This is a genomic window from Paenibacillus sp. MMO-58 (genome assembly GCF_037146255.1).
Lineage (GTDB): Bacteria > Bacillota > Bacilli > Paenibacillales > Paenibacillaceae > Pristimantibacillus.
In genome coordinates this window covers 459,253-484,512 of record NZ_JBBCVY010000004.1, presented here as the reverse complement: position 1 = coordinate 484,512, position 25,260 = coordinate 459,253, and the positions used below count along the sequence as shown (strand labels likewise).

The 25,260-nt window shown below is 50.5% G+C and carries 16 protein-coding genes and 1 pseudogene; 7 read left to right on the top strand and 10 right to left on the bottom strand.

Annotated features, from left to right (window positions below; all coding sequences use genetic code 11):
- Positions 1-234 precede the first annotated feature (234 nt).
- Complete coding sequence (locus tag WFJ73_RS15635; RefSeq protein WP_336773946.1) at positions 235-708, bottom strand: DUF2975 domain-containing protein; 474 nt, start codon at positions 706-708, stop codon at positions 235-237.
- 388 nt (positions 709-1,096) lie between these two features.
- A complete protein-coding gene (gltB, locus tag WFJ73_RS15630) occupies positions 1,097-5,698 on the bottom strand; it encodes a glutamate synthase large subunit (protein ID WP_336773945.1) in 4,602 nt (1,533 codons plus the stop codon).
- A gap of 397 nt (positions 5,699-6,095) precedes the next feature.
- Between gltB and WFJ73_RS15625 the strand changes: the two genes are divergently transcribed.
- Positions 6,096-7,391, top strand: a complete 1,296-nt coding sequence (locus WFJ73_RS15625; protein ID WP_336773944.1) for a stalk domain-containing protein — start codon at positions 6,096-6,098, stop codon at positions 7,389-7,391.
- A 55-nt stretch (positions 7,392-7,446) separates the two neighbouring features.
- Here the strand turns inward: WFJ73_RS15625 and WFJ73_RS15620 are convergent, their stop codons facing one another.
- Positions 7,447-7,833, bottom strand: coding sequence for a kinase-associated lipoprotein B (locus WFJ73_RS15620; RefSeq protein ID WP_336773943.1), 387 nt, complete (start codon positions 7,831-7,833; stop codon positions 7,447-7,449).
- Positions 7,834-8,125: 292 nt separating this feature from the next.
- Here WFJ73_RS15620 and WFJ73_RS15615 point away from each other — a divergent pair, with 292 nt between their 5' ends.
- The 4 genes from WFJ73_RS15615 to WFJ73_RS15600 all read left to right on the top strand — a co-directional run bounded on the left by WFJ73_RS15615 (position 8,126) and on the right by WFJ73_RS15600 (position 12,989).
- Positions 8,126-9,241: an MGDG synthase family glycosyltransferase gene (locus tag WFJ73_RS15615; protein ID WP_336773942.1), complete on the top strand. Its 1,116-nt coding sequence runs from the start codon at positions 8,126-8,128 to the stop codon at positions 9,239-9,241.
- 118 nt (positions 9,242-9,359) lie between these two features.
- Positions 9,360-10,775 carry an NAD-dependent malic enzyme gene (locus WFJ73_RS15610; RefSeq protein ID WP_336773941.1) on the top strand — a complete coding sequence of 472 codons (1,416 nt, stop codon included), beginning with the start codon at positions 9,360-9,362 and terminating at the stop codon, positions 10,773-10,775.
- 136 nt (positions 10,776-10,911) lie between these two features.
- Positions 10,912-12,108, top strand: a complete 1,197-nt coding sequence (locus tag WFJ73_RS15605) for an acyltransferase (RefSeq protein WP_336773940.1) — start codon at positions 10,912-10,914, stop codon at positions 12,106-12,108.
- A 29-nt stretch (positions 12,109-12,137) separates the two neighbouring features.
- The gene (locus WFJ73_RS15600; RefSeq protein ID WP_336774025.1) at positions 12,138-12,989 is read left to right on the top strand and encodes a polysaccharide deacetylase family protein; all 852 of its coding nucleotides are present in this window, start codon (positions 12,138-12,140) and stop codon (positions 12,987-12,989) included.
- A gap of 59 nt (positions 12,990-13,048) precedes the next feature.
- Here the strand turns inward: WFJ73_RS15600 and WFJ73_RS15595 are convergent, their stop codons facing one another.
- The 6 genes and pseudogenes from WFJ73_RS15595 to WFJ73_RS15570 all read right to left on the bottom strand — a co-directional run bounded on the left by WFJ73_RS15595 (position 13,049) and on the right by WFJ73_RS15570 (position 20,170).
- Positions 13,049-13,945 (bottom strand): cation diffusion facilitator family transporter, encoded by an 897-nt coding sequence (locus WFJ73_RS15595; RefSeq protein WP_336774024.1) that lies wholly within the window; start codon positions 13,943-13,945, stop codon positions 13,049-13,051.
- Between the two features lie 171 nt (positions 13,946-14,116).
- Positions 14,117-15,736: an ABC-F family ATP-binding cassette domain-containing protein gene (locus WFJ73_RS15590; protein ID WP_336773939.1), complete on the bottom strand. Its 1,620-nt coding sequence runs from the start codon at positions 15,734-15,736 to the stop codon at positions 14,117-14,119.
- 100 nt (positions 15,737-15,836) lie between these two features.
- Positions 15,837-16,295: pseudogene (locus WFJ73_RS15585) on the bottom strand (MFS transporter); the annotation flags it as partial.
- A gap of 125 nt (positions 16,296-16,420) precedes the next feature.
- A complete protein-coding gene (locus WFJ73_RS15580) occupies positions 16,421-17,863 on the bottom strand; it encodes an FAD-binding oxidoreductase (protein WP_336773938.1) in 1,443 nt (480 codons plus the stop codon).
- Positions 17,864-18,001: 138 nt separating this feature from the next.
- The gene (locus WFJ73_RS15575; protein ID WP_336773937.1) at positions 18,002-19,072 is read right to left on the bottom strand and encodes a Gfo/Idh/MocA family protein; all 1,071 of its coding nucleotides are present in this window, start codon (positions 19,070-19,072) and stop codon (positions 18,002-18,004) included.
- A gap of 111 nt (positions 19,073-19,183) precedes the next feature.
- Entirely contained in the window at positions 19,184-20,170 is a 987-nt protein-coding gene (locus tag WFJ73_RS15570) for an MBL fold metallo-hydrolase (RefSeq protein WP_442955954.1), read from the bottom strand.
- A gap of 154 nt (positions 20,171-20,324) precedes the next feature.
- Here WFJ73_RS15570 and WFJ73_RS15565 point away from each other — a divergent pair, with 154 nt between their 5' ends.
- Positions 20,325-21,473: a virulence factor gene (locus WFJ73_RS15565; RefSeq protein WP_336773936.1), complete on the top strand. Its 1,149-nt coding sequence runs from the start codon at positions 20,325-20,327 to the stop codon at positions 21,471-21,473.
- Positions 21,474-21,671: 198 nt separating this feature from the next.
- On the opposite strand, the gene WFJ73_RS15560 is transcribed toward WFJ73_RS15565, so the two are convergent.
- Positions 21,672-22,814, bottom strand: coding sequence for a transglutaminase domain-containing protein (locus WFJ73_RS15560; protein WP_336773935.1), 1,143 nt, complete (start codon positions 22,812-22,814; stop codon positions 21,672-21,674).
- A 481-nt stretch (positions 22,815-23,295) separates the two neighbouring features.
- On the opposite strand from WFJ73_RS15560, the gene WFJ73_RS15555 reads away from it, so the two are divergent.
- Complete coding sequence (locus tag WFJ73_RS15555; RefSeq protein WP_336773934.1) at positions 23,296-25,203, top strand: LTA synthase family protein; 1,908 nt, start codon at positions 23,296-23,298, stop codon at positions 25,201-25,203.
- Positions 25,204-25,260 lie beyond the last annotated feature (57 nt).

Genomic DNA, 25,260 nt, shown 5'->3' with positions numbered 1-25,260 from the left:
AAATAGGAATATGGGCCCATCTTTTCGTAAAATTCCAGCTTCAATCTCATTGGAAGCCTTTGTAAGATCTCGTAACAAATGGTTAGAAATAGGTTAGAGACAGATAGAACTGCTCCTAACCTTTTTTTCATAGATAGACAATCTTCCTTACTGTTTCATCCTATGCAAGTCCAAAACATAAAATAACCGTCTCCGTGGAGACGGTTATTTTATGTTCGGCTATGCCCTCGAAGGTTAAACGATGAGTTCATTCTCCGACTTGAGTTTTATGGCATTTTGCAGCAGACGCTCGAGCAAAGCTCCAAACACGGCGATTACAAAGGAAGCAAAAGCTACAGCCAATCCCATTACGATAATCCCCGGCGCATCTTCTTGTCTTGCCATGACAAACACGAACGGCATCATCGCCACAAAAATGATTCCAATACATACACCGCAATATTTAATCTTCTTTAATGCCCGGACGGACAGCTCCGAGAACGCAATGTTCTTGTCAATGTAACCAAGCAATCTCATGGCCATATATAAAGCTATAAAGTATGGGATTACGGCTACAAAAAAGCCGATATCCGATAGATGCATCCTGCCTGGAAATTGGTTAGGGTCATTCCGTATCAAAGCAATCACCGCAAATACGCAAACAGCAATCGCAGGTATCGCCATTAATAGCACGGTTATCTTTAGAAAAAAAGTGGATACCCGGTTCATAATAACCACCTCATCGGTCTAGATTCAGTGTTATTATAATCCGTCATTTATCGTTTTACAATATATTTTAATCGTTTTATTAATTAGAATTAGGCAAAGTATTTGCATTGCCCTCCCCTCTTGCTCTTGCTCTTCCCTGTCCCCACCTTAACAGGCGAGCGGCATTTTGCGCAGCCTGCCTTTTTAAATGGTGGGTGCGAAGGAATAGAGGGAAAGTATCTCCTGGAGGAGTGTAACGTGCGCCTTTGAAATCGTGGGATTACCTAAGCCTAATTAATTCAGAGCCCCACGATTTCAACAGCGACCGGAAGGAGATCCTTTCCCGGCATTCCGAGCTACTCCTACCTTATAAAAAAAACAGGCTGGGCAACTGCCCAGCCTGAATTTATTAACCACCTGTACGAGCCAGCTCTTTCATGCTTTCTTCGAAAGCAGCGAGAAGCGCTTTGTCGTCCTTCAAGCCGGCATCTTCCGCTTTGCGGATATGCTCCAGCATTTTTTTGTAGTCCTTCGGAATAACCTTAACGAATTTCGTGAGGCTTCCTTCCCAATCGTTCAGGACACGGGAGCCAACTGCAGAGCTTGTGTACTCCACATGACGCTCAATCAGGCCACGAAGCTCGGCAGCATCTTCTTCAGTCTCCAGACGCTCTAGGAGAACCATCTCGATATTGCAGTTATTGAAGAAATCGCCTTGCTCATCGTACACGTATGCAACGCCGCCGGACATACCTGCCGCAAAGTTACGGCCTGTGCCGCCGAGAACAACAACCCGGCCGCCCGTCATGTATTCACAGCCATGATCGCCTACGCCCTCGACAACAACCTTCACGCCGGAGTTACGGACCGCGAAGCGTTCGCCGGCGATACCGCGGATGTAAGCTTCGCCATCCGTTGCACCGTACAGCGCCGTGTTGCCGATAATAACGTTCTCTTCGGCTACAAACGTAGCTTTCGGAGACGGTGCAACGATAATTTTACCGCCGGAGAGGCCTTTACCTACATAGTCATTGGAGTCGCCTTCGAGCGAGAGCGTTATGCCCTTCGGTACAAATGCGCCAAAGCTTTGGCCGGCAGAACCAACGAAGTGGTACGAAATAGTATCTTCAGGCAAGCCTTTCGCGCCGTAACGACGGGTTACTTCGCTGCCCAGAATTGTACCTACTACGCGGTTTGTGTTGCAGATCGGGAATGTGCCGCGAACGCGTTCGCCGCTTTCCAGAGCTGCTTGCGCACCCGGAACGAGCTCTTGCATGTCGAGCGACAGCTCGAGGCCATGATTTTGCTCTTGTACGTTATGACGCGCTGCGTCTTGCGGTACATCCGGCGTATGCAGCAGAAGGCTAAGATCAATGCCTTTTGCTTTATAGTGATCAACCAGGTTTTTCGATTCAAGAACATCGACGCGACCAACCATTTCTTGAATGGTACGGAAGCCAAGCTCAGCCATAATTTCACGAAGCTCTTGCGCAATGAAGTGCAAGTAGTTCACGACATGGCTTGGATCGCCCATAAACTTCGCGCGAAGCTCAGGGTTTTGCGTTGCAACGCCAACCGGGCAAGTATCAAGCTGACATACGCGCATCATAATGCAGCCCAGTACAACGAGCGGTGCAGTCGAGAAGCCGTATTCTTCAGCGCCGAGAAGGATTGCGATCGCAACGTCGCGGCCGTTCATCATTTTACCGTCGGTTTCGATAACGACGCGGTCGCGCAGGTTGTTCAGCATCAGCGTTTGATGCGTCTCCGCAAGACCAAGCTCCCATGGCAGACCCGCATGGCGGATCGAGTTCATTGGAGATGCGCCTGTACCGCCGTCGTAACCGCTGACCATGATAACGTCAGCACGAGCTTTCGCAACACCTGCAGCGATTGTACCTACGCCAACCTCGGATACGAGCTTCACGTTGATACGAGCGCGAGGGTTTGCGTTCTTCAGGTCATGAATCAGCTCGGCAAGATCCTCGATCGAATAAATATCATGATGCGGAGGTGGCGAGATCAAGCCTACGCCCGGAGTGGAACCGCGAACTTCCGCAACCCAAGGATAAACCTTGCGCCCTGGAAGCTGACCGCCTTCACCCGGTTTCGCGCCTTGCGCCATCTTGATTTGAATCTCGTCCGCGTTAACCAGATAGTTGCTCGTTACGCCGAAACGGCCCGATGCAACCTGCTTGATCGCACTGCGGCGGGAATCGCCGTTTGCATCAGGGATAAAGCGTGCAGGATCTTCGCCGCCTTCGCCGGTATTGGATTTGCCGCCAATACGGTTCATCGCGATTGCGAGACTCTCATGCGCTTCTTTACTGATGGAGCCAAACGACATTGCGCCTGTCTTGAAACGTTTGAAGATCGATTCAACCGGTTCAACCTCTTCAATAGGTACCGACTGACGTCCACCCTTGAACTGGAGCAGCGAACGGAGCATCATATGCTTCTTGTCTTCGCCTTGAACCATGTTCGAGAACTTCTTGTACAGTTTATAGTCGTTCTTGCGGGATGCCATTTGCAGCGTGTGAATCGTTTGCGGGCTGAACAAATGGTCTTCGCCGTCTTTGCGCCATTGGTAATCGCCGCCGGAGTCGAGTTCTTTCTCCCCGCCCTCTTGGTCAGCGTATGCTTTGTTATGAGGCTTGAGCGCTTCTTGAGCGATGATATCGAGTCCGATACCGCCAATACGCGATGGCGTCCATGTGAAGTATTCGTTAATCAGCTCTTCCTGCAGGCCAAGCGCTTCGAAGATCTGAGCGCCGCGGTACGATTGAATGGTCGAAATACCCATTTTGGACAGTACTTTTACTACGCCTTTTGTTGCCGCTTTGATGAAGTTCTTAACGGCCTTCTCATGCTTGATGTTGCTGAGCATGCCTTGGCGGATCATATCGTCAAGCGTCTCGAAAGCAAGATAAGGGTTAACTGCATTGACGCCGTAACCGAGCAGGAGGGCAAAATGATGCACTTCGCGCGGATCGCCGGACTCAAGCAGAATCGCTACCTTTGTTCTTGTACCTTGACGGATCAGGTGATGGTGCAGAGCAGCTACGGCAAGCAGCGACGGGATTGCAGCGTTGTCCTTGTCAATACCGCGGTCGGACAAAATAAGAATATTATGGCCTTTATCAATAACGCGGTCCGCAGCATCGCACATCAGCTTAAGCGCTGCGCGCAGGCCTTCTTCGCCTTCGGCAGCCGGGAAGAAGATCGGAAGCGTAATCGACTTGAAGCCAGGACGGCGTACGTGGCGAAGCTTCGCGAATTCCTCGTTCGACAGGATTGGCGTATCCAGCTTGATATGGCGCGCGCTTTCCGGTTCAGGCTTCAGCAGGTTGCGCTCAGGTCCGATTGTCGTGCTTACCGAGGTAACGATCTCTTCGCGGATCGCGTCGATCGGCGGATTCGTAACTTGCGCGAACAGCTGCTTGAAGTAGTTGAACAAGCGCTGAGGGCGCTCGGACAATACGGCAAGCGGCGCGTCGTAACCCATGGAAGCGATCGGCTCCTGGCCGCTGCTCGCCATTGGCTCAAGCACTTTGCGAACGTCTTCGAACGTATAGCCGAATGCCTGCTGACGCTGTTGCACGGTAGCGTGATCCAGTTCAGGAAGCTCCGGTGCGTCCGGCAATGCTTCGAGATCAACGAGATGCTCGTCGAGCCATTCGCGGTAAGGCTGTTCAGCCGCGATTTGCGCTTTTACTTCCTCATCGGAAATAATGCGGCCTTCTTTTGTATCTACAACGAGCATACGGCCCGGACGGAGACGGTCTTTGTACGCAATCTCTTCTGGAGCGATTTCCACAGTGCCGGCTTCGGAACCAAGGATGATATGATCGTCTTTCGTTACATAATAACGGGCTGGACGCAGGCCGTTACGGTCCAGGTAAGCGCAGATTTGCGTACCGTTCGTAATCGCCATTGCGGCAGGTCCGTCCCACGGCTCCATCAGAGTTGCGTGGTATTCATAGAATGCTTTTTTCTTGTCGTCCATGCTCTCATGGTTCGACCAAGGCTCCGGTACCATCATCATTGCAACATGCGGAAGGGAACGGCCGGACAAATGCAAGAACTCAAGCGCGTTATCGAACATCGCCGTATCGGAACCATCCGGGCTGATGACCGGCTTTACCTTCTCCATGTCTTCGCCGAACAGTTCGGTTTCGAACAACGTCTGACGGGCATGCATCCAGTTGATGTTGCCGCGCAGCGTATTGATCTCGCCGTTGTGGATCAGATAATGGAACGGATGCGCGCGTTCCCAGCTCGGGAAAGTGTTCGTACTGAAACGGGAGTGAACAAGTGCCATAGCCGACACGACAGCTTCGTCGTTCAGCTCCTGGTAGAACGAGCGTACCTGCTCGGTAGTCAACATCCCTTTGTAGACGATCTTCTTGCTCGAAAGGCTTGTGAAATAGAACATTTCTCCGCCTTCTTTGCCGCCGAAACGGATTGCGATCTCAGCGCGTTTGCGGATGACGTACAGCTTGCGCTCAAAGGACAATTCGTCCTGAATACCCGGGTTCTTCGCGATAAACACTTGGCGAACGAACGGCTTCACCGACAAAGCGGATTGGCCAAGCTTCGAATCGTTCGTAGGAACCGTACGCCAGCCAATCAGCGATTGGCCCTCTTCGCGGATGATGCTCTCCAGTTCGCGCTCGAACGAGCTGCGGATGGCTTCATCATGGGGCATAAACAGCAGGCCGACGGCATATTCTCCTTCTTGCGGAAGGTCAATCTCAATCTTTTTCAATTCACGTGCGAAGAAATCATGCGGGATTTGAATCAGGATACCTGCTCCATCCCCCGTGTTAGGTTCGCTGCCTTGACCGCCGCGATGCTCCATGTTCTCGAGCAATGTCAGCGCCTGACGAATGACAGTATGCGATTTTCTTCCCTTGATGTTTGCTACAAATCCCATGCCGCATGCGTCTTTTTCATAGCGCGGGTCGTATAGACCTTGTTTCGGCGGTAATCCAAAAATTTTCTCTTTCATCGTGTGCAACCTTTCTATCAGAAGATTTTTGGGCAAGCATAGCTCAATAACGGTATATCGAACGGCAGCAATCGAGGCGCATCGGCCTGTTGCTTGCCATTCTTACGAGCTTAAACGTGATGGCTTGATGGCATCTTATCCGCGGACACAAACTTTCCGAAGCTTTTAAAGGAAATCGTTCGTATCTGGTCGAAAATAATTAGCTGCATGAAGCTTTCGTTTAAGATTGACCATGTTCCGGGCCGTGTTCCGCCATTGCGGTTATTATATTATTTTAACATCAGGCCAAAAGGGAATCAATTTAATATTTTTATGAATGTGATAAAACTTTACTTTACAGCACATTGTTCGTGTTCTTATACTATGCCTAACATTTTATCAAAAGGAGGATGAACATTTGTATAGCAAATCAAGGAAAATGCAATCTGTTGTTGTCATGTTAGCTTTCATGATCTTGGCCGCATCGGCCTGGGGAGGGTCGCCGGCTAGGGCTGAATCGGGGGTGCCGGAGCCTTATCGGATCGTTGCTCTCGGCGATTCCTTAACTGCGGGTTACGAGCATGGTTATACCGAAAAATCCGTTCCTTACGGTTATGTCGAGCAGGTGTACGAGCAGTCGCTGTTCCACGGTCTCCGCGCGGAATACGTCAATTACGGGATTCTTGGACTTAAGGCAGAAGGCTTGAACCGCCTGCTTCAGGCTGTTTCGGGCGGCCGTACCGTGAAAGCCGACGATATCCAGAAGGAGCTGCAGGATCCCCGCAAGGAAACTCTTGCCGGCCAAACCGCTCAAATGGCTAAATCCATACGTTCCGCCAGTCTGATCGTTCTAACGATCGGAGGAAACGACTTGCTCCCGGTTATGACGAAGCTGGATTCCAGAGCAACCGCCGAAGAAATTACCACATACATCCAAACGATATTGGATCAATACGAAAAAGATCTCGAAGCTTCAATCCGAACGATAGCCGCCATGAACCCCAAGGCGCAAATGGTCATGTCGGATCAATATTTGCCGGTTCCCGCGCCTTTGCAGTTCGGCTCCGCGACAATCGAGCTGTATCCCGAAGCAAAGCGCAAGCTTCTGCTCGACGGAGTAACGAAGCTTCGCGGCAAGCTTGATCTTGTAAGCACCCGTCTTGCGGCCGACGGCATCAAGCTGCAGGTTGCGGACGTCAGCAGCTTATTCGTAGGCCATGAGCTGGAGTACACCTCCATCGCGCAAGGCGACATCCATCCGAACCATCAAGGCTACGCCGCAATGGGACGCGCTTTCGCAACCGCGATTTGGGGCGATTACCGGACCGCACGTCCCCGCCAGGCCAATGTTCAAATGTCCGTTGTTGTGGCCGGCAAGGAGCTTCCCGCTTCGGCAGCCCCGCCCGTCCTTCGCAGCAACCGCAGCTTTGTTGCCATGAGGGATATAACGGACGCCTTAGACGCGAAGCTGAGCTGGAATAACGCGGCCCAAAGCGCGACGGTTACTTACAACAATCATGCGGTCGTCTTTGCCGTCGGTTCCGCGTACGCAACAATCGACGGCAAGAAGGTCAAGCTGACAACTCCTCCCGCATTTTTGCTCAAGTCAGGAAAGGAATCAAAAACTTACCTTCCGCTCGCCGCCTTGTCCGAAGCGCTTGGCCTTCAGGTGACTTACCGCAGCACCCTGCAAACCGCCTTTATAAACAAATAAATCAACCAGACCTCAGGTCGCCGTTTCCCCACTATAGTAGAAGAAATTATTCTAGTTACTTATATTCCTTCCGTAATTCCTTCAATATTTCCAGCCCGCGCGCGGACCATCGCATCAGACGGTCCAGCGCGGCGATCTGGGCTGCAACCGCCTCCTGCAGCGAGGCATTGTAGTCCGGCACATCCCCTTCAAACGGCTTCACATCGCGAAGCAGCACATTCGTTTTTTCCGTATAGCTCAATGCTTTGCGCTCATGGAACATCGCGACGTCCGGATTATAAGGATGATGCAGGTCTCCCTGCTCGGGATGCTTCAATACGGCCAGCACCTTAAAGACCGCGCGCGGCCCGTTTACCTCAACAATCTCGCCAATATATTGGCCGGATCTGACATCGGCTTTAACCAGCGCTCCCGGAACGATAAAATCACGATTTTCTTGCATATGTAATATTCCTCCTAAAAATAAATGGATTAGCCTATTTTGCACATTCGCATGCTCGCTACTTATTTCCAATGTGCTATAATACCGCTTAGTACGTCGAGCGGCTTTTCTTCATCCAGCAGAAATTCACAATATCATATAAGAATGTTTTCTTGCAAAGCAACCCGTGATTTTCCGTTTGCAGCGGAGATAGCCGTCAGCTAGGACTATCGCCCCTGCAACTTCAATAGCAGGATGACTTGTTTTAAATCGAGCAGAGTCGTAATATGGAACTAGAAAAGTAGGTGACATTATGCGTAAGAAAAGAGTGCTCCTGCTCTCCGAAGGATTCGGATCAGGGCACACGCAAGCCGCGCATGCTTTGGCAGCAGGCCTGCGCCAGCTCAACCCGGATATACAGACCCGCGTGATGGAGCTGGGCAATTTTCTTAATCCCGTGCTAGGACCTTTAATTATTTCCGCCTATCGCAAAACGGTCAGCAAGCAGCCCAAGATGGTCGGCCTGATGTACCGCAGCAATTATAAAAAATCGCTAAACCGATTTATGCAGCTTGCGCTTCACCGTATGTTTTATACACATACTTCGCAAGTAATCGCCCAATTGAAGCCGGATCTCGTTATTTGTACTCATCCTGTTCCGAATGCGGTTGTCAGCCGCCTGAAGCGGCTTGGGCTGAACATAAAGCTATGTACCGTCATTACCGATTACGATGCGCATGGTTCATGGGTGAACCAGGAAGTGAACAAATTCCTTGTCTCCTCTGCCCTGGTAAAGGACAAGCTCATTAAACACAGCGTGCCGGAGAGCCGGATTGCCGTAACCGGCATCCCCGTTCATCCTCTTTTCTGGAAATCCTACGATAAGGTCCAGATCAGAGAACAGTTTGGACTTAAGGCGCTTCCTACCGTCCTTATTATGGGCGGCGGCTGGGGTCTTATGTATGAAGACAGCCTGCTGGAATATATGACGGAGTGGCGCGAACGCGTTCAATTTATTTTTTGCGTAGGCAATAATGAAAAGGTGAAAGAAAAAATGCTTGCGAATCCGAGGTTCCGGCATAATAACGTCCGAATTATCGGATTTACCAAAGAAGTCAGCAAGCTGATGGATGTGGCGGATGTTCTTGTAACCAAGCCAGGCGGAATGACCTGCACGGAAGGGATGAGCAAAGGCATTCCGATGCTGTTCTACGAGCCGATTCCCGGGCAGGAAGAACAAAACTGCGAATATTTCATCAAAAACGGCTTCGGCGAAATGCTGGAGACGACCGAAACGGTTGATAAATGGATGGCTGTCATTCAGCAGCCCGAAGCTTCGGCCAGCTATCGCCAGAGCCTAATCAATAAAAGAAACGAAGAATATAATCCGATTACTTGTCCTAAAGCCGTCTTGCAGCTGTTGCAATGACGGCTTTTTGCTTGCACAAAATCATCCCCCGTTCGAATAGTACAAACCTTTTCCGGTTATTGTTATTATAGAGAAGGATACGTATATCGCAGTCGAATAGCAAAGGGAGCGGATTAGGATGAAGGAACGGAGCATGGACGGAAAAACAATCATTCTGCGTCTCGAGATCGATACCCAGCAGGCGTATTTCGGCAAAGCTGTCTCCGCGATTGAAGCGGCAGGCGGCGATATTGTAGCCATTGACGTCATTCAAACCGACAAGCAGATCAGCATACGGGACTTGACGGTGAAGATTACGGAAGCCGGTGCAGCCGAGCGGCTGCAAACCGCACTTCAGAGCGTGCCGGGCATTCGCCTCCGGCATGTGTCCGACCGCACTTTTTTATTGCATCTTGGCGGAAAAATAACGATCCAGCCCAAAACCCCCATCCAAAACCGGGATGATTTATCCCGTGTGTATACACCGGATGTCGCGAGGGTGTGCCAAGCTATTGAGGCTGATCCGAAAAAGGCGTTCACCCTCACCATCAAGCGCAATACGGTTGCCGTCGTCTCCGACGGGAGCGCAGTGCTTGGCCTTGGCAATATCGGACCTTATGCTGCAATGCCCGTTATGGAAGGCAAAGCGATGCTGTTCAAGCAGTTCGCGGACGTGGACGCCTTCCCAATCTGTCTCGATACCCAGGATACCGAGCAGATTATTGCGTCGATCAAGCATCTTGCCCCTGCCTTCGGCGGCATTAACCTGGAGGATATATCGGCGCCCCGCTGCTTCGAGATTGAACGCAGGCTTCGGGACGAGCTCGATATTCCGGTCTTCCATGACGATCAGCACGGGACGGCCGTCGTCCTGTACGCGGGGCTGTTGAACGCCCTTAAGCTAACAAAGCGAAAAATCGAAGATACGCGGTTTGTCATTTGCGGGATCGGAGCTGCCGGAACGGCATGCACAAAAATGCTGCTGGCCGGGGGGGCCAAGCATATTGTAGGGGTTGACCGCGAAGGGATTCTGACGGCAGACAAAACCTACAGCCATCCGATGTGGCAATGGTATGCGGAGAATACCAATGAGGCAAGAATCAGCGGAGGGCTAAACGAAGCGCTCGCTAATGCCGATGTATTTATAGGGGTATCCGCCGGCGGCATTTTGACCCGGGAGCATATTCAATCGATGGCTCCCGAGCCTATTGTATTCGCCATGGCAAATCCCGAGCCCGAGATTCGGCCGGAGCTGGCCGAAGATATCGTAGCCGTCATGGCCACGGGAAGAAGCGACTATCCGAACCAGATTAACAACGTCCTCTGTTTTCCCGGCATTTTCCGGGGAGCGCTGGACAGCCGTGCCGTCACGATCAATGAGCAGATGAAGCTTGCCGCAGCCGAAGCGATCGCCTCCGTCATCAACGAGGATGAGCTGAGCAGGTTCTATATTATTCCAAGCGTTTTTAATGCAAGAGTGGTTGAAGAGGTCCGCAAAAGAGTGATTCAAGCTGCGCAGGACAGCGGAGCAGCCCGCAGAAGACCAAGAGAATAAATAAAGGAAAATAACAAAATTTGTCTTAATCTCAATTGGGAGATTAAGACAAATTGTTGTGTAGGCCTTATCGTTTATACTATAATAACTAGGTTAATAGGTTAATAGCTTAAACCTAAGGAAGGATGTATAACGAATGGCTACGGCTTCACCAACCTTGCAGAAAAGGGACAATATTCCCCAACTGCTACTCGTACGGGCAATGGCTATCATAGGCGTCCTGTCCGTCCATTCCACTTCGTTTGCCACCGTGGCTATGGTGGATTCGAACTACTTTTTTCTTTACAACTTCTTCAATATTTTTATGAAGATTGGAACAACGACCTTTATTTTCCTAAGCAGCTTTGTCCTCTTCTACAATTATTATACCCGCCCGTTGGACAAGCAGCTGCTCGGAAGCTTTTATAAGAAACGGTTGTTGTACATTATTATTCCGTATTTGGTCTTCTCTTTATTTTATTTCACGGTGCTGCATTACCTTTATTATCCGGATCGGTCTCTATCAACGGAAATCCATAATTTTATCGATAAAGTACTTACCGGCAAGGCATATACGCATTTATATTTCGTGTATATAAACATACAGTTCTATCTGATGTTTCCGTTGTTCCTGTGGCTGATGAAAAAATATCCGCGCACGATCAAATGGGCCATTCCCGCGGGGATTGCCATTCAATGGGCTTTCTTTATTATCAATAAGCACGTGCTACCAGCCCCCGGCGTTCCTAACCGCGGCAGCTGGTCGTTCTCTTATTTCTCGTATTACCTGCTTGGCGCTGCTCTAGGGATTTATTACCCGAAAATCAAAGAATGGATTATTATTGCAAGGAAGCATGCAACAAACGCTCGCGTCGTAACGTGGGTTGCCCTGTGGGCACTGTGGATCGCGGCGGGCTTAGCCCATGTGTATTTGTATTACGAGACCAGACTTCACCTGAAATCGTTCAACACTACATTGTTCGATCTGGTGTGGAATATTCATGGGGTGCTGACGGCACTGGTTTTATTGCAAATTTCGTTTATATTGTCCAAGAAGCTGCCGCACGTCCTGACCAAGGTTATCGCGAGACTTGGCGCTTTATCGTTTGGCGTATACCTGATTCATCCATTCTTCCTGCTTCTTTACCGGGAACACCCGCTTCATACGGGCACGGCATGGCTGCTTCATCTTTGGTATCTTGGCGGCTTCGCGCTTGCCCTGACCGCATCCTGGTTCGTCGTTGGTTTCTTCGCCCGCTATGTGCCATTCAACTGGTTTGCTTTCGGCAATTTGCCAAAGCCCAAAAAACGGCCTTCTCAGCCGGTTATGCCGGAAAGACAGCTGGACGCGTAATACATCCGTAGGAGGAATAAGTTGTGAGAATGAAAGTGATTGCTGCACTCCTCGTCATCGCCATTGCGATCACTTGGCCGGTGTCCAAATACCAGCTTGAGGCTTCCGCCAACAAACCAGCGCATTATAAGAACAAGGTTATCGTCCTTATGTATCATCATATCGATGTGAAAGAAAGCGGTGCGACGATCTCGCCCAGCCGTTTCGGCACGCATATGAAAATTCTGAACGATAACGGCTACAATGTAATCAGCATTGAGCAGTTCGAGGATTTCATGCAGCACAAAGCGAAAGTACCGGACAACGCCGTTGTTATTACCTTTGATGACGGGTACGAAAGCTTTGACCAATATGCGGTTCCCATTTTGAAAAAATATAATTTTCCGGCTACGCACTTCGTTATCGGCTCGAGCAGCGACCATCAGAATGTGCACACGAAGCATCTGACTTGGGATACGATGCGCAAGCTAAAAGGCGAAGGCTTCAGCTTCTATAGCCATACTTACAACCAGCATGACTATGCCCCGCTTGATAAAAAGGGCAAGAAAAAGGGCCCTATGCTGAGCAATCCGATTTACCTGCCGGACAAAGGGCGCGTGGAGACAAAGAAGGAATACATGGCGCGCGTTGAAGCGGATGCCCAGCTGATGGAAAAAAGGCTGAAGGAAGAGCTGAATAATACGCGTCAGATGCTCGCTTTCCCGTATGGCGCTTTTAGCCCGACGGCTAAACAGCTTGAGAAAAACGCAGGCGTCACCTTATTCTTTACCGTGCATCCTGGCATTAACAGACCGGGATCAGACGAAGCATTCCGCCTAAATGCCGGAACACCGGCACTCTCGGGCAACAAATTCCTCGAGATGCTGAAGAAATACGGATAACTGATTATGAATAGCCCTACAGCCAATAACCTTAGCCGCCCCGGCTAAGGTTATTATTATTAATGCAGAGGACCGGAGCCGGGATACGGCTCCTCATGCGGCTCCACATGGACATGGACGCTCATGATATTATGTTTGCCTTCCATCCGCTGCTCGATTTCATCGCTTATCCGATGACTTTCAATAAGCGTCAGACCGGGGTCAACCTGCACGATCACATCGATGAGCACATTGCTTCCGTGTACGCGGGCCTTTATATCTTTAATGGATTTGACGCCTTTCGTCCCCTCTATCGTGGAACGCAGCGTCATCAGCTCGTTCGCATCAAAGCCATCCGTCAAAGCATGGGTTGAGCTGTAGAAAATGTCCCATGCGGTCTTGCATATAATGGCGCCAACCGCAAGCGCGGCCACCGGATCCAGCCAAGGCAGGCCAAATTGAGCGCCGATAATCCCGACTGCTGCCCCGATACTGACAAGCGTATCAGATAAATTATCTTTTGCCGCCGCATGCAAAGCCTGGTTATTGATCAGGTTGGCCAGCCTGCGGTTATAGAGGTATACGGCCCCCATACAGGCTGCCGCAAACAAAGCGACCCATGCCGAAGTCAGCGAAGGCACGGTCTGCTCTCCTGAGAATAAAGAACGTACCGTGTTGATAATCACCTGCAGGCCAACCGTCGCCATAATGAACGAAGCAATAAGCGCTGCAATCGTCTCTGCCCGAAAATGTCCGTAAGGATGATCCTTATCAGGCGGCTTTTGAGAGATGCGAAGACCAATCAGTACTGCTACCGAAGCGATAATATCCGTCAGGTTATTAAAGCCGTCCGCAACGAGCGCTCCAGAGGCAAACCAATAGCCTGCGCCTAGCTTGATAGCCGACAGCCCGATATAAGCCCCGATGCTGACCAAGGCTCCTTTCTCGCCCTGCTTGATCTCTTCATACTGATTCATTGCAGTAACCAAACCTCATTTCATCCTTAGTTCCCGAGAGTACCTTGTCTCCATCATACCCAAGCGATTCCATTAGGGTCTAAAGAAACAGTGTTTACCCTATGAGTCCTTTTATGCATGCATACAAAAAAAGAGCCGTACAGTAAGGACTGTACAGCTCTTTTCCTATTATTAAACCGCGTACATACGCTCGCGAAGGGCTTTAATCTCTTCGCTCTCGAGGTACTCGTCGTAAGTCATCATTCTGTCGATCAAGCCGTTAGGCGTAATCTCCATGATCCGGTTCGCAATGGTTTGCACGAACTGATGGTCATGCGATGTAAACAGAACCGTGCAATCCGTGTCGGTCAGACCGTTGTTAAGCGCCGTAATGGACTCCAGGTCCAAGTGGTTCGTAGGCTCGTCGAGGATAAACACGTTTGCGCCGCTCAGCATGATTTTGGAAAGCATGCAGCGTACTTTCTCGCCACCGGACAAAACGGATGCTTTCTTCATCGCATCGTCGCCGGAGAAGAGCATGCGGCCCAAGAAGCCGCGGATAAATGTCTCGTCCGGGTCTTTGGAGTATTGGCGAAGCCATTCCACGAGGTTCAGCTCAACGCCATCGAAGTAAGGCGCGTTGTCTTTCGGGAAGTAGCCTTGCGTTGTCGTAACGCCCCATTGATACGTGCCGGCATCTGCTTCCAGCTCGCCCATGAGAAGTTGGAACAATACCGTCTTCGGCAGGCCGTTAGGACCAACAAATGCGATTTTGTCGCCTTTGTTTACGGCAATCGTCAAGTTATCAATCACTTTCTCGCCGTCGATTGTCTTCGTCAGACCTTCAACAAGCAGCAAGGATTTGCCCGCTTCGCGTTCGCCTTTGAAATGGATAAACGGATATTTGCGGTTCGACGGACGAATGTCGTCGAGCGTAATTTTATCCAGCAATTTTTTACGGGAAGTCGCTTGCTTGGACTTCGATTTATTCGCACTGAAGCGTTGAATAAACGCTTGAAGCTCTTTAATCTTATCTTCTTTCTTCTTGTTCTCGCCGCGTTGGAGCGCGAGAGCCAGCTGGCTGGATTCGTACCAGAAATCATAGTTGCCCACGTACATCTGGATCTTGCCAAAGTCGATATCCGCAATGTGCGTACATACGGTATTCAGGAAGTGACGGTCATGGCTGACTACCACTACGGTGCCTTCATAGCCGGACAGGAAATCTTCCAGCCAACGGATCGATTCGATGTCCAAATGGTTGGTAGGCTCGTCGAGGAGAAGGATGTTCGGTTCGCCGAACAACGCTTGCGCAAGCAGGACGCGTACTTTCTCGTTGCCGCCCAGCTCCGCCATTTTCTTGTCGTGCAGATCCGGCGTAATGCCAAGGCCGTTCAGCATCTCAGCCGCTTGCGATTCCGCTTCCCAGCCGTTCATGTCCGCGAACTCGGCTTCCAGCTCGCCTGCGCGCATGCCGTCTTCGTCGGTGAAGTCCGCTTTCGCGTAAAGGGCGTCCTTCTCTTTCATTACGTCATACAGCTTCTTATGGCCCATGATAACCGTTTCGAGGACGTTGAACTCATCGTATTCGAAATGGTTCTGCTTGAGTACCGCAAGACGCTCGCCCGGCGTAATATGAACTTCGCCGCTGGACTGTTCAACCTCGCCGGACAAAATTTTCAGAAACGTCGATTTACCGGCGCCGTTCGCGCCAATCAAGCCATAGCAGTTGCCAGGCGTAAATTTAATATTTACATCTTCGAATAGTGGCTTTTTACCGAAGCGAAGCGTTATGCCGCTTGTACTAATCATTGTATTTAATCCCGTCCTTCTCTTCCAAACTCAATTTATCTCGAACCATTATACCACAGTCTGAACGTTCAATTACACCCAAATGGGAAAAAGATACCCATTAGCTGTTAACAGATTCAACCTTTTGGGAATGGACAGTTTCTGTCCTTATTCCTGCTTTCTGCATCCGCCACACTGCCCATGCGCTTGCTCCATAAATCAATGCACTTAAATAGAACAATACATTAATCGTCAGCCAATCAATTAAATACCCGCCAAGTACAATAGCAATGCCGGAAGCTACCGTTGTCCAGAAATGATAAGAGCCTATCGCAAGGCCTCGTCCACCAGGAACCGTGTGATCGGCCAACAGCTGTCTTTCGCTCATTTTTTGCATGGCGTTACATATCCCCATAAGTAGCTGAAGAACAAGAATCCAGCCATATGACATTACCCATGGAAAAGCGAGCATTGCAGCCATCATCCCGAGAGAGCTCACCATTAGCATCTTTGTGCTATGCTTGTCCAACCGGGGAGCGAGCCATTGAGAGACTATTGCAGAGCTAATCGTAAAGACGGCAAACGCAAGACCTTATTTCGAGTAACTATTGCCTAGATTTTTCAAAAACAGCAGATAATATGGATAAATCATGCCTGCTGCAAGGGTCACCATGCTCTGTGAGCGAACAAGCCATCTCATATTTGTTAAAGCTCACCTTCCTTGTATTGCTCGTAGAACGTATTCACAAACAGCTCATCCGGGTCGTATTGCAGTTTTTTTTGGAAAAAGAACTTGTAGTTCGGGTACGCCGTCTGAAATTGCCCAAGGCTCGGATAACCCGCATAGGGTAAATAATACGTTCCTCCACGGCTTAACGCTTCATCTACAATCTGTCTGACAGACTGCTCCATATGCTCTTGACCTTTATCGGACAATGGAACATTAAATAAGCAGACTAATGCAAACATATCTTTCTTGGCGTAAGAAAGAGCCGCCTCGTTATCCTCATTCACATACCGTACCGTAATGTTCAACAGGTTCAGGTTCTCGCTCATGACAATCTTCCCGAGTGCTTGCACGAAGCTATCGAATTGATTAACCGGAATAAAATACTCCTGCAACAGATCACTGCTCTCAGGCTGATCGCACTCCATGAACTGCCAGGCTGCACGCATCGCGTTATTGCGGCTGATCAGCTCGCCGGATTGCTCGGTGAAAAATTTCGTTTGAAGATCCCAGGTTAACGTTTTTCCCCAATCAAACGACCGGTTCAACTGGAACAACAGCTTGCCCGGCGCCATCCACGGCTCGCGCGTGATTAGTTTGTTATACTTCTCCAGCGGCTCAGAGTGGTCAAGCGAGTAATTCTTCGCAAACATCTCCGTCAAGAAGCCGTCCGGAGATACCGATATACGGCCAATGTGCATTCGGACATTGGGATCCGATTTAACACTGGTCAGAAAGTATTGTACGTAGTCCTTCGTCGGCATCGTTTCTGTTGTAACGGCGTACAGCTCATCGTCATCAAGTCGCAGCGTTACGTCCAGAATAATGCCAAACAGTCCGTAGCCGCCCAGCACCAATGGGAACAGCTCGGCATTTTCCGTTCGGCTGACCTGCCTAATCTTCCCATCGGCCATCAATAGCCGGAAGGACTCTACGCTTTTGATCATCGAGCCGTTTCGAATGTCTCTGCCATGCGCATTTACGCTGATTGACCCGCCTACCGTAAACGTATTTTGGGATTGCATGGTGCGGATGGCCAGACCGTAACGGTTAACAGCATTCTGAATATCTTCCCAAGTTGTGCCTGCTTGAACGGTTATCTGCTTTTTCCCCGGGTCGATGGACAAAATTCGGTTGTAGCTGGTCATGTCCACAACAACTCCGTCCTTGTAGTAGGTATGCCCGCCCTGACTGTGCCGTTGCCCGGCTATCGACACCTTTAAACGATGTTCTTGCGCATCCTGAAGCAAGTGTATGAGTTGCACCTCCTCCTTCCCCTTCACCACTCTTTCCACTTTAACCGGATGCAGCCGGCTGTAATCCGTCATTAAATAGGGATCCTGATCTGCCGAGCTTGTCCGGAAGTAAGTGAAGAGGCTAAGTGCTACAAGCAGGACGACCGCAATCGTTTTTCTGGCCAAGCGTTTCACCTCAATTTATTAACCTGTCTATATTGGAACATTTTTGAAATATTGTCGTCAACTCTTTAACCTAAAGAGCTAGACGTTGATAAAAATAAACAAAAAAGACCGCCATTAAGGCAGCCTTTTTTAATACTATTAATCCCAGTTCAGCTTCACTTCGTTGCCGGTACGGGACGATTCGTAAATCGCGTCCAAAATGCGGCTGTTGGTGTAGCCCGAAAGCGCCGAGGAAATCGGCTCCTTGCCTTCGTTAATGCACTCCACGAAATGCTTGCTCAGCAGCACGCGGTCTTCTTCGCCCTCAAGCGGTTCGATGTTAGACTCGATAACCTCGTCGCCTGCATGCGTTACGAATTTGCCGTCGCTGCCGATAAGGGCCGCGCCGCCTTCCTTGCCCATCAGGTGGATAAACGGATCCTGGCTCATACCCGCCGCATGCGCTGCCCAGCTAACATCAAGCGACAGCGTTGCGCCGTTATCGAACTTGATGAGTGCCGTTGCAAGATCCTCCACGTCATAGTAGCCGTCCCAGTTCGGCGTGCCCCAAGTGCCAATACCGCGGCGTTCCGGACCAAATTCGGCATAAGTGGAGCCGTATACGGATACCGGCTTTGGATTGCCCATTAGATAGAGCGACAGGTCCAGCATATGAACGCCGATGTCGATCAGCGGTCCGCCGCCGGCCATATCCTTGCGGGTAAACCAGGAGCCCCAGCCCGGGATGCCTTTTTTGCGTACCCAGCCGGTTTTTACGTTATAGATTCGGCCAAGATCGCCGTTTTCAACACGCGCTTTAATCGCGCGGTTAATGCCGGTCCAGCGCATTTGCTGCGCCATCATGAGCACTTTGCCCGAAGCCTTCTGCGCTTCATAAATAGTACGGGCCGCCTCGGCATCAATCGCCATCGGTTTCTCCAGCAAGACATGCTTGCCCTGCTTTAAAGCTTCAATGGCTAAAGGGGCATGGAACTGGTTCGGAACGCCAACGACAACGGCATCGATCTCCGGATCCTCCAGCAAGGCCTGCGGGTTCTCGTGAACCGTCTTTATGCCAAACTCCTCTGCTCTTTGCGCGGCAAGCGGCAAATAAGCATCGGTAATCGCGGCAACGTATACCGATTCCGCTCCAACCTTCGCGAATGTTTCCAAGTGGACCTTGCCGATAGCCCCTGCTCCAATTATGCCAAGACGAATAGGCTGACTCATGTTCTCTAGTTCCTCCTAAAATGAATTATCACCGTAATGGCGATAATCAATTGCAACAATATATCCTAAGTATAGCTCTCCTGCCAAGGAGAGTCACTGTGCTTATTTGGCTTACTCTTGTTCTCGTTTGTTATTTTCCCGGCTTGGGCAGCGCCAAGTTTCGCCGTGAAGGAGAATTCGGACACGTTGTTCCTCCAGCCCGATTCGTTCCCGCTCGTTAGCCAGTCTGTCAAGAGCTTCTCGCGGCGTATCGTCGGCAAGCTTAAACGCTCCGTAATGCATCGGTACAAACCATTTGGCTCCCGTATCCTCAAACGCCTGCAACGCCTCCTCCGGCGTCACATGCTGAGGTCCCATGAACCATTCCGGCTCGTAAGCGCCAATCGGCATTAAAGCCACATCGATATCGAATCGGCTTCCGATCTCCTTGAAGCCGGAAAAATAACCGCTGTCACCGGCAAAATAAATCGTTGGATCCAAGGATTCCTTCTGAACCGGCTCCATCACCCATCCGCCCCAATGCGAGCTGTTCATGTCCCATAGATTGCGACGGGTCCAGTGCTGCGAAGGAACAAAGGTAATGCGGATGCCGTCGATAACAACCGACTCCCACCAGTGCAGCTCTCTTACATTCGTAAATCCCTTCAGCCTGAGCTTCGTGCGGAGCCCTGCCGGAACCAGCAGCAGCTTGTTGCCCTGAAGACGCCGAAGCGATTGGATATGCAGATGATCGTAGTGGGAATGAGAGATAAGAATAATATCAACCGGGGGTACGTCGTCAATCGGCAGCCCCGGTGGTGCCAGTCTTCTCTGAAAAGCCATCTGTCCGGCCCATACCGGATCGGTCATAATATTTTTACCGGCAAGCTGAACAAAGAAGGTAGAATGCCCAACCCACGTCAAAGACGGCTTTGCCCGATTCTCATGCAAAAAGGAAAGGTCCGGCTCAACGCACGGAACGGAATAGGAATAATCCTTCGTTTTTATTTTACGGAGACGCTCCTGGCGCCATCGTTGCAGATGCTTTATGGAATTTTGCAGCTGTACCGGCTCGCTGTTCGTAAATTTCGTAAATTTCGTAAATTTATTCTGCTTCAACCGTACATCCCTCCTGATTGTCTCGCCCTGTTATTTAAAGATACCAACTTGGGAATGTCCAATCAACTGCTGCCGAGCTGTATTCGCGTAAGCTGTTTTTTTCATGTACACTATGTTAATAAGCTTAAGTTAGTGAACGGGAGGCATAGTGAAAATGAAACTTATTTCAATAGAACCAACCCCAAGTCCAAATTCCATGAAGCTGAACGTGGATGAATCGCTTCCGCGCAATATCAGACAATCCTATACGAAAAAAGAAATCGAGTCCGCACCGGAGCCGTTGAAAACTCTCCTCGCTATCGAAGGCGTGCGGAGCATCTTCCGCACGGCCGACTTTATCGCGCTGGACCGCGTAGCTAACGCGGACTGGGCGCGTATTCTCGCCGACGCGAGAGCGCTGCTGCAAGGCGGCAATGATGGCGACGCGTCAGCGGGAGCCTCGCTTGCGGCTGAGAGCTACGGCGAGGCGCATGTGCTTGTGCAGATGTACCGCGGCATCCCGATCCAGGTACGCGTGAAAAACGGCGAGCGCGAAGCCCGCTCCGCGCTGCCGCAGAAATTTACCGATGCCGTAACCGAAGCGGCCGGCGCTTCGATGATCCGCGAGCGGAAGCTGGAGGAATTTGGCGTCCGTTACGGCGAGCTTGAAGAGATTGCGGCCGAGATCGTGAAGGAGCTGGAGGCTGCTTATACGCCTGACCGGCTGAAAGAGCTTATCTCGGCAGCCCAGGCATTAGGTCCTGGCGAAGAATCCGCTGCTCCGGCTAGACCGGCACCGCTCTCTGGCGAAGAAATCGCCAAGCGCTTCGAGTCGCCGGAATGGCAGGTCCGTTACGCCGCGCTGGAGCGGATGGCTCCGGAGCCCGAACTGCTGCCGCTGATTGCTAAAGCATTGCATGACGAGAACATGTCGATCCGCCGACTTGCCGTCGTTTATCTTGGCGACCTGCGCACGCCGGAAGCCATGCCTTACCTGTTCGAGGCGCTGCGCGACAAGTCCGTTTCCGTACGCCGTACAGCCGGCGATACGTTGTCCGATTGGGGCGATCCGGCTGCTACCGGCCCGATGATTGAAGCGCTGCGCGATCCGAACAAGCTTGTCCGCTGGCGCGCTGCGCGCTTCCTGTACGAAGCCGGCGACGAGAGCGCCGTGGAAGCGCTGCGCGAGGCAGCGAAGGATGCCGAGTTCGAGATTCAGCTGCAAGCGCAGATCGCGCTGGAGCGGATCGAGCGCGGCGAGGAAGCTGCCGGCTCCGTATGGCAGCAGATGACCGCTGCCCGTAGCCGCGAGCAGCAGCAATAAGAACAGCTATTTGAGTCTCGGTCCGGATGCGAAGCTGCCAGCTACGTTGCATAAGCTGATTTACGTTGCAGAAAGTACAATATATTACCTCAAATCCGTACTTTTCAAGCCAATCCGGGCTATATATACTGCTGATATCGCAATGGTGTCGCAAAAAAGAGCATTCGCTTGATCGCAAGCGAATGCTCTTTCCTATTTTTATTGATAATCCAATTGGACCTGCACAAGCATCGAACCGTCATTGCCGTATGGCTCGTAACGGGCGGAATAGCGAACGGATACATGCGCCACCTTAAAGGCCGTCGGCAGATCGGTCGCAAGCTGCGCGCCATGCAGATAACGGAACTTCATGCCCGTCTGCTGCTCCATCACGGCCTCGCGGATTTCCTGCTCCAGCTCTACCAGGCTGGCTACCGTATTTTCCGGCTCCGTCCAGTGCAGGCCAAGATCGGTGATGAGCTTAGCGTAGACATCCGCCTTCCCGCTGTCCGTGTTCCTTAGCTTGTTAAGCTCGCTGCCATAGGAATGGTTTGCCGCCGGATAGGTTTTGACCCATTGATGATCAACGCGCATCTCGTCATCCGTCTTCAAGTAATAGCTATAGCTGAGACGGGACTCGGTTTGCTGCGTGCCGGCCTGCTTCACAACCGGATCATCCCAGGTCAGATCGAGATGATACCAATTGCCGCCGAGCTGCACCATATTCCAAGCATGATCGCCGGTCTTAACTTTGCCCTCGGCAATAAGAACAGGAATTCCGACAGCTTTTAGCATTTTATAAGCAAGCAGCGAATAACCTTGACATACAGCGGTTCCCGTTGTGAGAGCTTCGTAAGCGGTGTAATGCTTTAAGGTTTCGTCATACCGCAGTCTATTGACAATCCAGTCGTGGATCGCCTTCACCTTCTCATGCTCATTCATCTGCGGGGTAATAATCTGCCCGATCGCTTGGCTGACCATGGCATCAACGGCAGCGGTCTGCTCCGTCGTCTCGCGGTATCTGGCCTCCAGCTTGATGGTGGACAGATTACCCCAGCTGCGGATGGTATAAAGATAGGAGTCAAGAATATACGCGGTGTAATCATCCTGCGCCAGCGCCAGATTAATCGTATTTTGCAAGCCGTCGGAAAGCTTGTGCTTGTCTCCTTTATATTGAAGCGTAAAATGCTCGGATCTGCTTTGAAATTGCGATGCCAGCTCATCCTCGAGCTGATCGATCGTACCGCCTCCGCCGCTTGACGCAGACGCAAAAACAGAGAACAGATCGGATTTCATATTTAAACCGATGGCAACGGCAAGCAAAGCTGCTACTGTCGCTATTTTCCAACCTGTTTTTCGCATAGGTACCTCCCGCTTCGGGAATATTAGTTTCTTTCCTTATTTTATGCGATTCCCAATCGTGATAAACACTGCAGTACCTAAAATATAAAGGATATGAATCTATCTCCATCATAACGCTATTTTCCGCTATGGCAAGATAAGATTTCGTTGTCAAACAGGAAGCGAAAAAATAAAGCCAGCCTATGCAAATGCTGGCTTCCGTTTCGGTTATCTTGCTTTTCATTCTCTTAATGAATTATAGTAGTAAAGTAAATAATAGAGACTTCGTACACGCGTGCTCGGAGGTTAATGCTTTGATGCTTTTCCGTCAAACACCCCCGCAGCACTTTTTCGTCTGCTGGCATGCATGAACGTACGATTTTGAACAACCCTATTACTAATCCCGCAAGTCGCGAGCTGCAATCGGTACATACGGGGGCAGCCGTTCATATTATACAGCTTACCCTTGGTAATTAACTGAATGAAAGGGAGACGATTCGTTTTGACTAACGGATATCGGTGGAAAGCGCTGCTGAACAAGCCTTTTGTTGTCTTTTCCATTATTATGATTCTAAAAATGCTCCTTGTCTGGATCATCGTATTCGATGGCGGCACGGGAGATATCGTTAAAATGCTGTTGACTGGCATTTCATCAATCGGATTTATTTTCTGTCTTATCGAGGCCTTTGCTTACAGGAAGAAGTTTATGACTTACCTGATCCTCGACCTCATTCTAACCGGTATTTATTTTGCGGTTATTATGTATTACAAATATTTCGGCGTTATCGTTACTTATCATGAGCTGCGCCAGGTGAACCAGGTTGGCGAAGTAAACAGCAGCGTCTTCTCGCTGATGGATCCTTACTTCCTGTTTATCTTTACGGATATCGTGTTCCTGTTCATCATGATCGCCAGCAGCAAGCGATTCCGCGCTTGGAGCCGCACCTTGTCGGTCAAAGGAAGAAGAAGCTGGTTTGTGGCTGGACAAGTGCTTGCGGTTGCCGCATGCGCAACTGCCATCATTCCTTACCGCCAGGATATGAACGAATTCCAGCAGGCGAAAAACATGGGGATCCTGAATTACGAGATCTATGCGACGTTTGCCCCTTCCAAGGACTTGCCGATTAACGCGGAGGAAGTCACTCCGGCTATGGTCGAGCAGGAAAAAGGAAGCGCTCAGCCCGCTCAGCCTGCTTATTGGGAAGCTGCAAAAGGCAAAAACGTCATTGTTATACAGCTTGAAGCATTCCAGAATTTCCTCATAAACTTGAAAATCGACGGCAAAGAAATTACGCCGAATATGAATAAGCTGGCTGCGGATCATTTCTACTTCCCGCATTTCTTCCAGCAAGTGGGTCAAGGCAATACGGCGGATGCCGAGTTTGTCGTGAATACATCGCTTTACGTTCCGCCTAACGGCGCGGCTTCCGAGGTGTATGCCGACAAGGAGCTGCCAAGCATGCCGAAGGCCTTTGCCGCTAACGGCTACCAGACAGCAACCTTCCATACGAACAACGTTATGTTCTGGAACCGCGACCAGCTGTATAAGGCGCTTGGCTGGGGCAAATATTATGATGACCGGTTCTTTGGCAAGGAGGATCCCGTTGCCTTTGGTCCTTCCGATGAAGTTCTGTACGCGAAGACGTCCGATGAGCTTGCGCGCATGCAGCAGACCGGCCAGCCGTTCTATGTTCAACTGATTTCCATGTCCGGCCATCATCCGTTCCGCATTCCGGAAAGCAAATACAAGATGGAACTGCCGGACCGCTATAAAAACACGCTTGTCGGCGACTACATTGAAGCCCAGAACTACGCGGATTACGCGCTTGGCCAATTGATCGACGAACTGAAGAAAAACGGCGTTTGGGATAACAGCGTAATCGTCTTGTACGGTGATCATCAAGGACTGCCGATTTACTCCCTGAACAACAATGAGAAGAAGCTGATGAAGGAAATTTACGGCCGTGACTATACGCTGCCGGATATGATGAATATCCCGCTGATTATGTCCGTGCCTAATCAAACTCCTCAAGTTTTCCCTCAAGTTGGCGGACAGTCGGATATTTTCCCGACCATCTCGAACTTGATTGGCGTCTCGCTTAAGGATCAAGTCCACTTCGGACAGGATCTGCTGAACCATACAAGCAACATTTTGCCTGAACGTTACTATCTCCCTACCGGTTCCTTCATTACGGATAAAGGCGCGTTTGTGCCAGGCTCGGGTTACGCGGACGGCATCACCTATCCGATTGCGGGCGGCTCGGTCACAACTCCGCAGGATACGGAGGACACCTTTACGAGAGCGCACCGACTGATCAGCATGTCGGATGAATATGTCGCTTCGCTGCCGGAATGGAACAAGAAGGTTACGCCGGCAGACGATACGAAGCAGGTTGCATCGGTAAAATAAAGGCTTAGACATAAAAAATAGCGAAGCAGGAGTAATTCCTGCCTCGCTATTTTTTTC

What these genes read in the sequence shown, in the direction of transcription:
- WFJ73_RS15635 (WP_336773946.1), bottom strand. Translation starts at nt 708, where the DNA reads ATGAACCGGGTATCCACTTTTTTTCTAAAGATAACCGTGCTATTAATG.
- gltB (WP_336773945.1), bottom strand. Translation starts at nt 5,698, where the DNA reads ATGAAAGAGAAAATTTTTGGATTACCGCCGAAACAAGGTCTATACGAC.
- WFJ73_RS15620 (WP_336773943.1), bottom strand. Translation starts at nt 7,833, where the DNA reads ATGCAAGAAAATCGTGATTTTATCGTTCCGGGAGCGCTGGTTAAAGCC.
- WFJ73_RS15615 (WP_336773942.1), top strand. Translation starts at nt 8,126, where the DNA reads ATGCGTAAGAAAAGAGTGCTCCTGCTCTCCGAAGGATTCGGATCAGGG.
- WFJ73_RS15610 (WP_336773941.1), top strand. Translation starts at nt 9,360, where the DNA reads ATGAAGGAACGGAGCATGGACGGAAAAACAATCATTCTGCGTCTCGAG.
- WFJ73_RS15605 (WP_336773940.1), top strand. Translation starts at nt 10,912, where the DNA reads ATGGCTACGGCTTCACCAACCTTGCAGAAAAGGGACAATATTCCCCAA.
- WFJ73_RS15600 (WP_336774025.1), top strand. Translation starts at nt 12,138, where the DNA reads ATGAAAGTGATTGCTGCACTCCTCGTCATCGCCATTGCGATCACTTGG.
- WFJ73_RS15595 (WP_336774024.1), bottom strand. Translation starts at nt 13,945, where the DNA reads ATGAATCAGTATGAAGAGATCAAGCAGGGCGAGAAAGGAGCCTTGGTC.
- WFJ73_RS15590 (WP_336773939.1), bottom strand. Translation starts at nt 15,736, where the DNA reads ATGATTAGTACAAGCGGCATAACGCTTCGCTTCGGTAAAAAGCCACTA.
- WFJ73_RS15575 (WP_336773937.1), bottom strand. Translation starts at nt 19,072, where the DNA reads ATGAGTCAGCCTATTCGTCTTGGCATAATTGGAGCAGGGGCTATCGGC.
- WFJ73_RS15565 (WP_336773936.1), top strand. Translation starts at nt 20,325, where the DNA reads ATGAAACTTATTTCAATAGAACCAACCCCAAGTCCAAATTCCATGAAG.
- WFJ73_RS15560 (WP_336773935.1), bottom strand. Translation starts at nt 22,814, where the DNA reads ATGCGAAAAACAGGTTGGAAAATAGCGACAGTAGCAGCTTTGCTTGCC.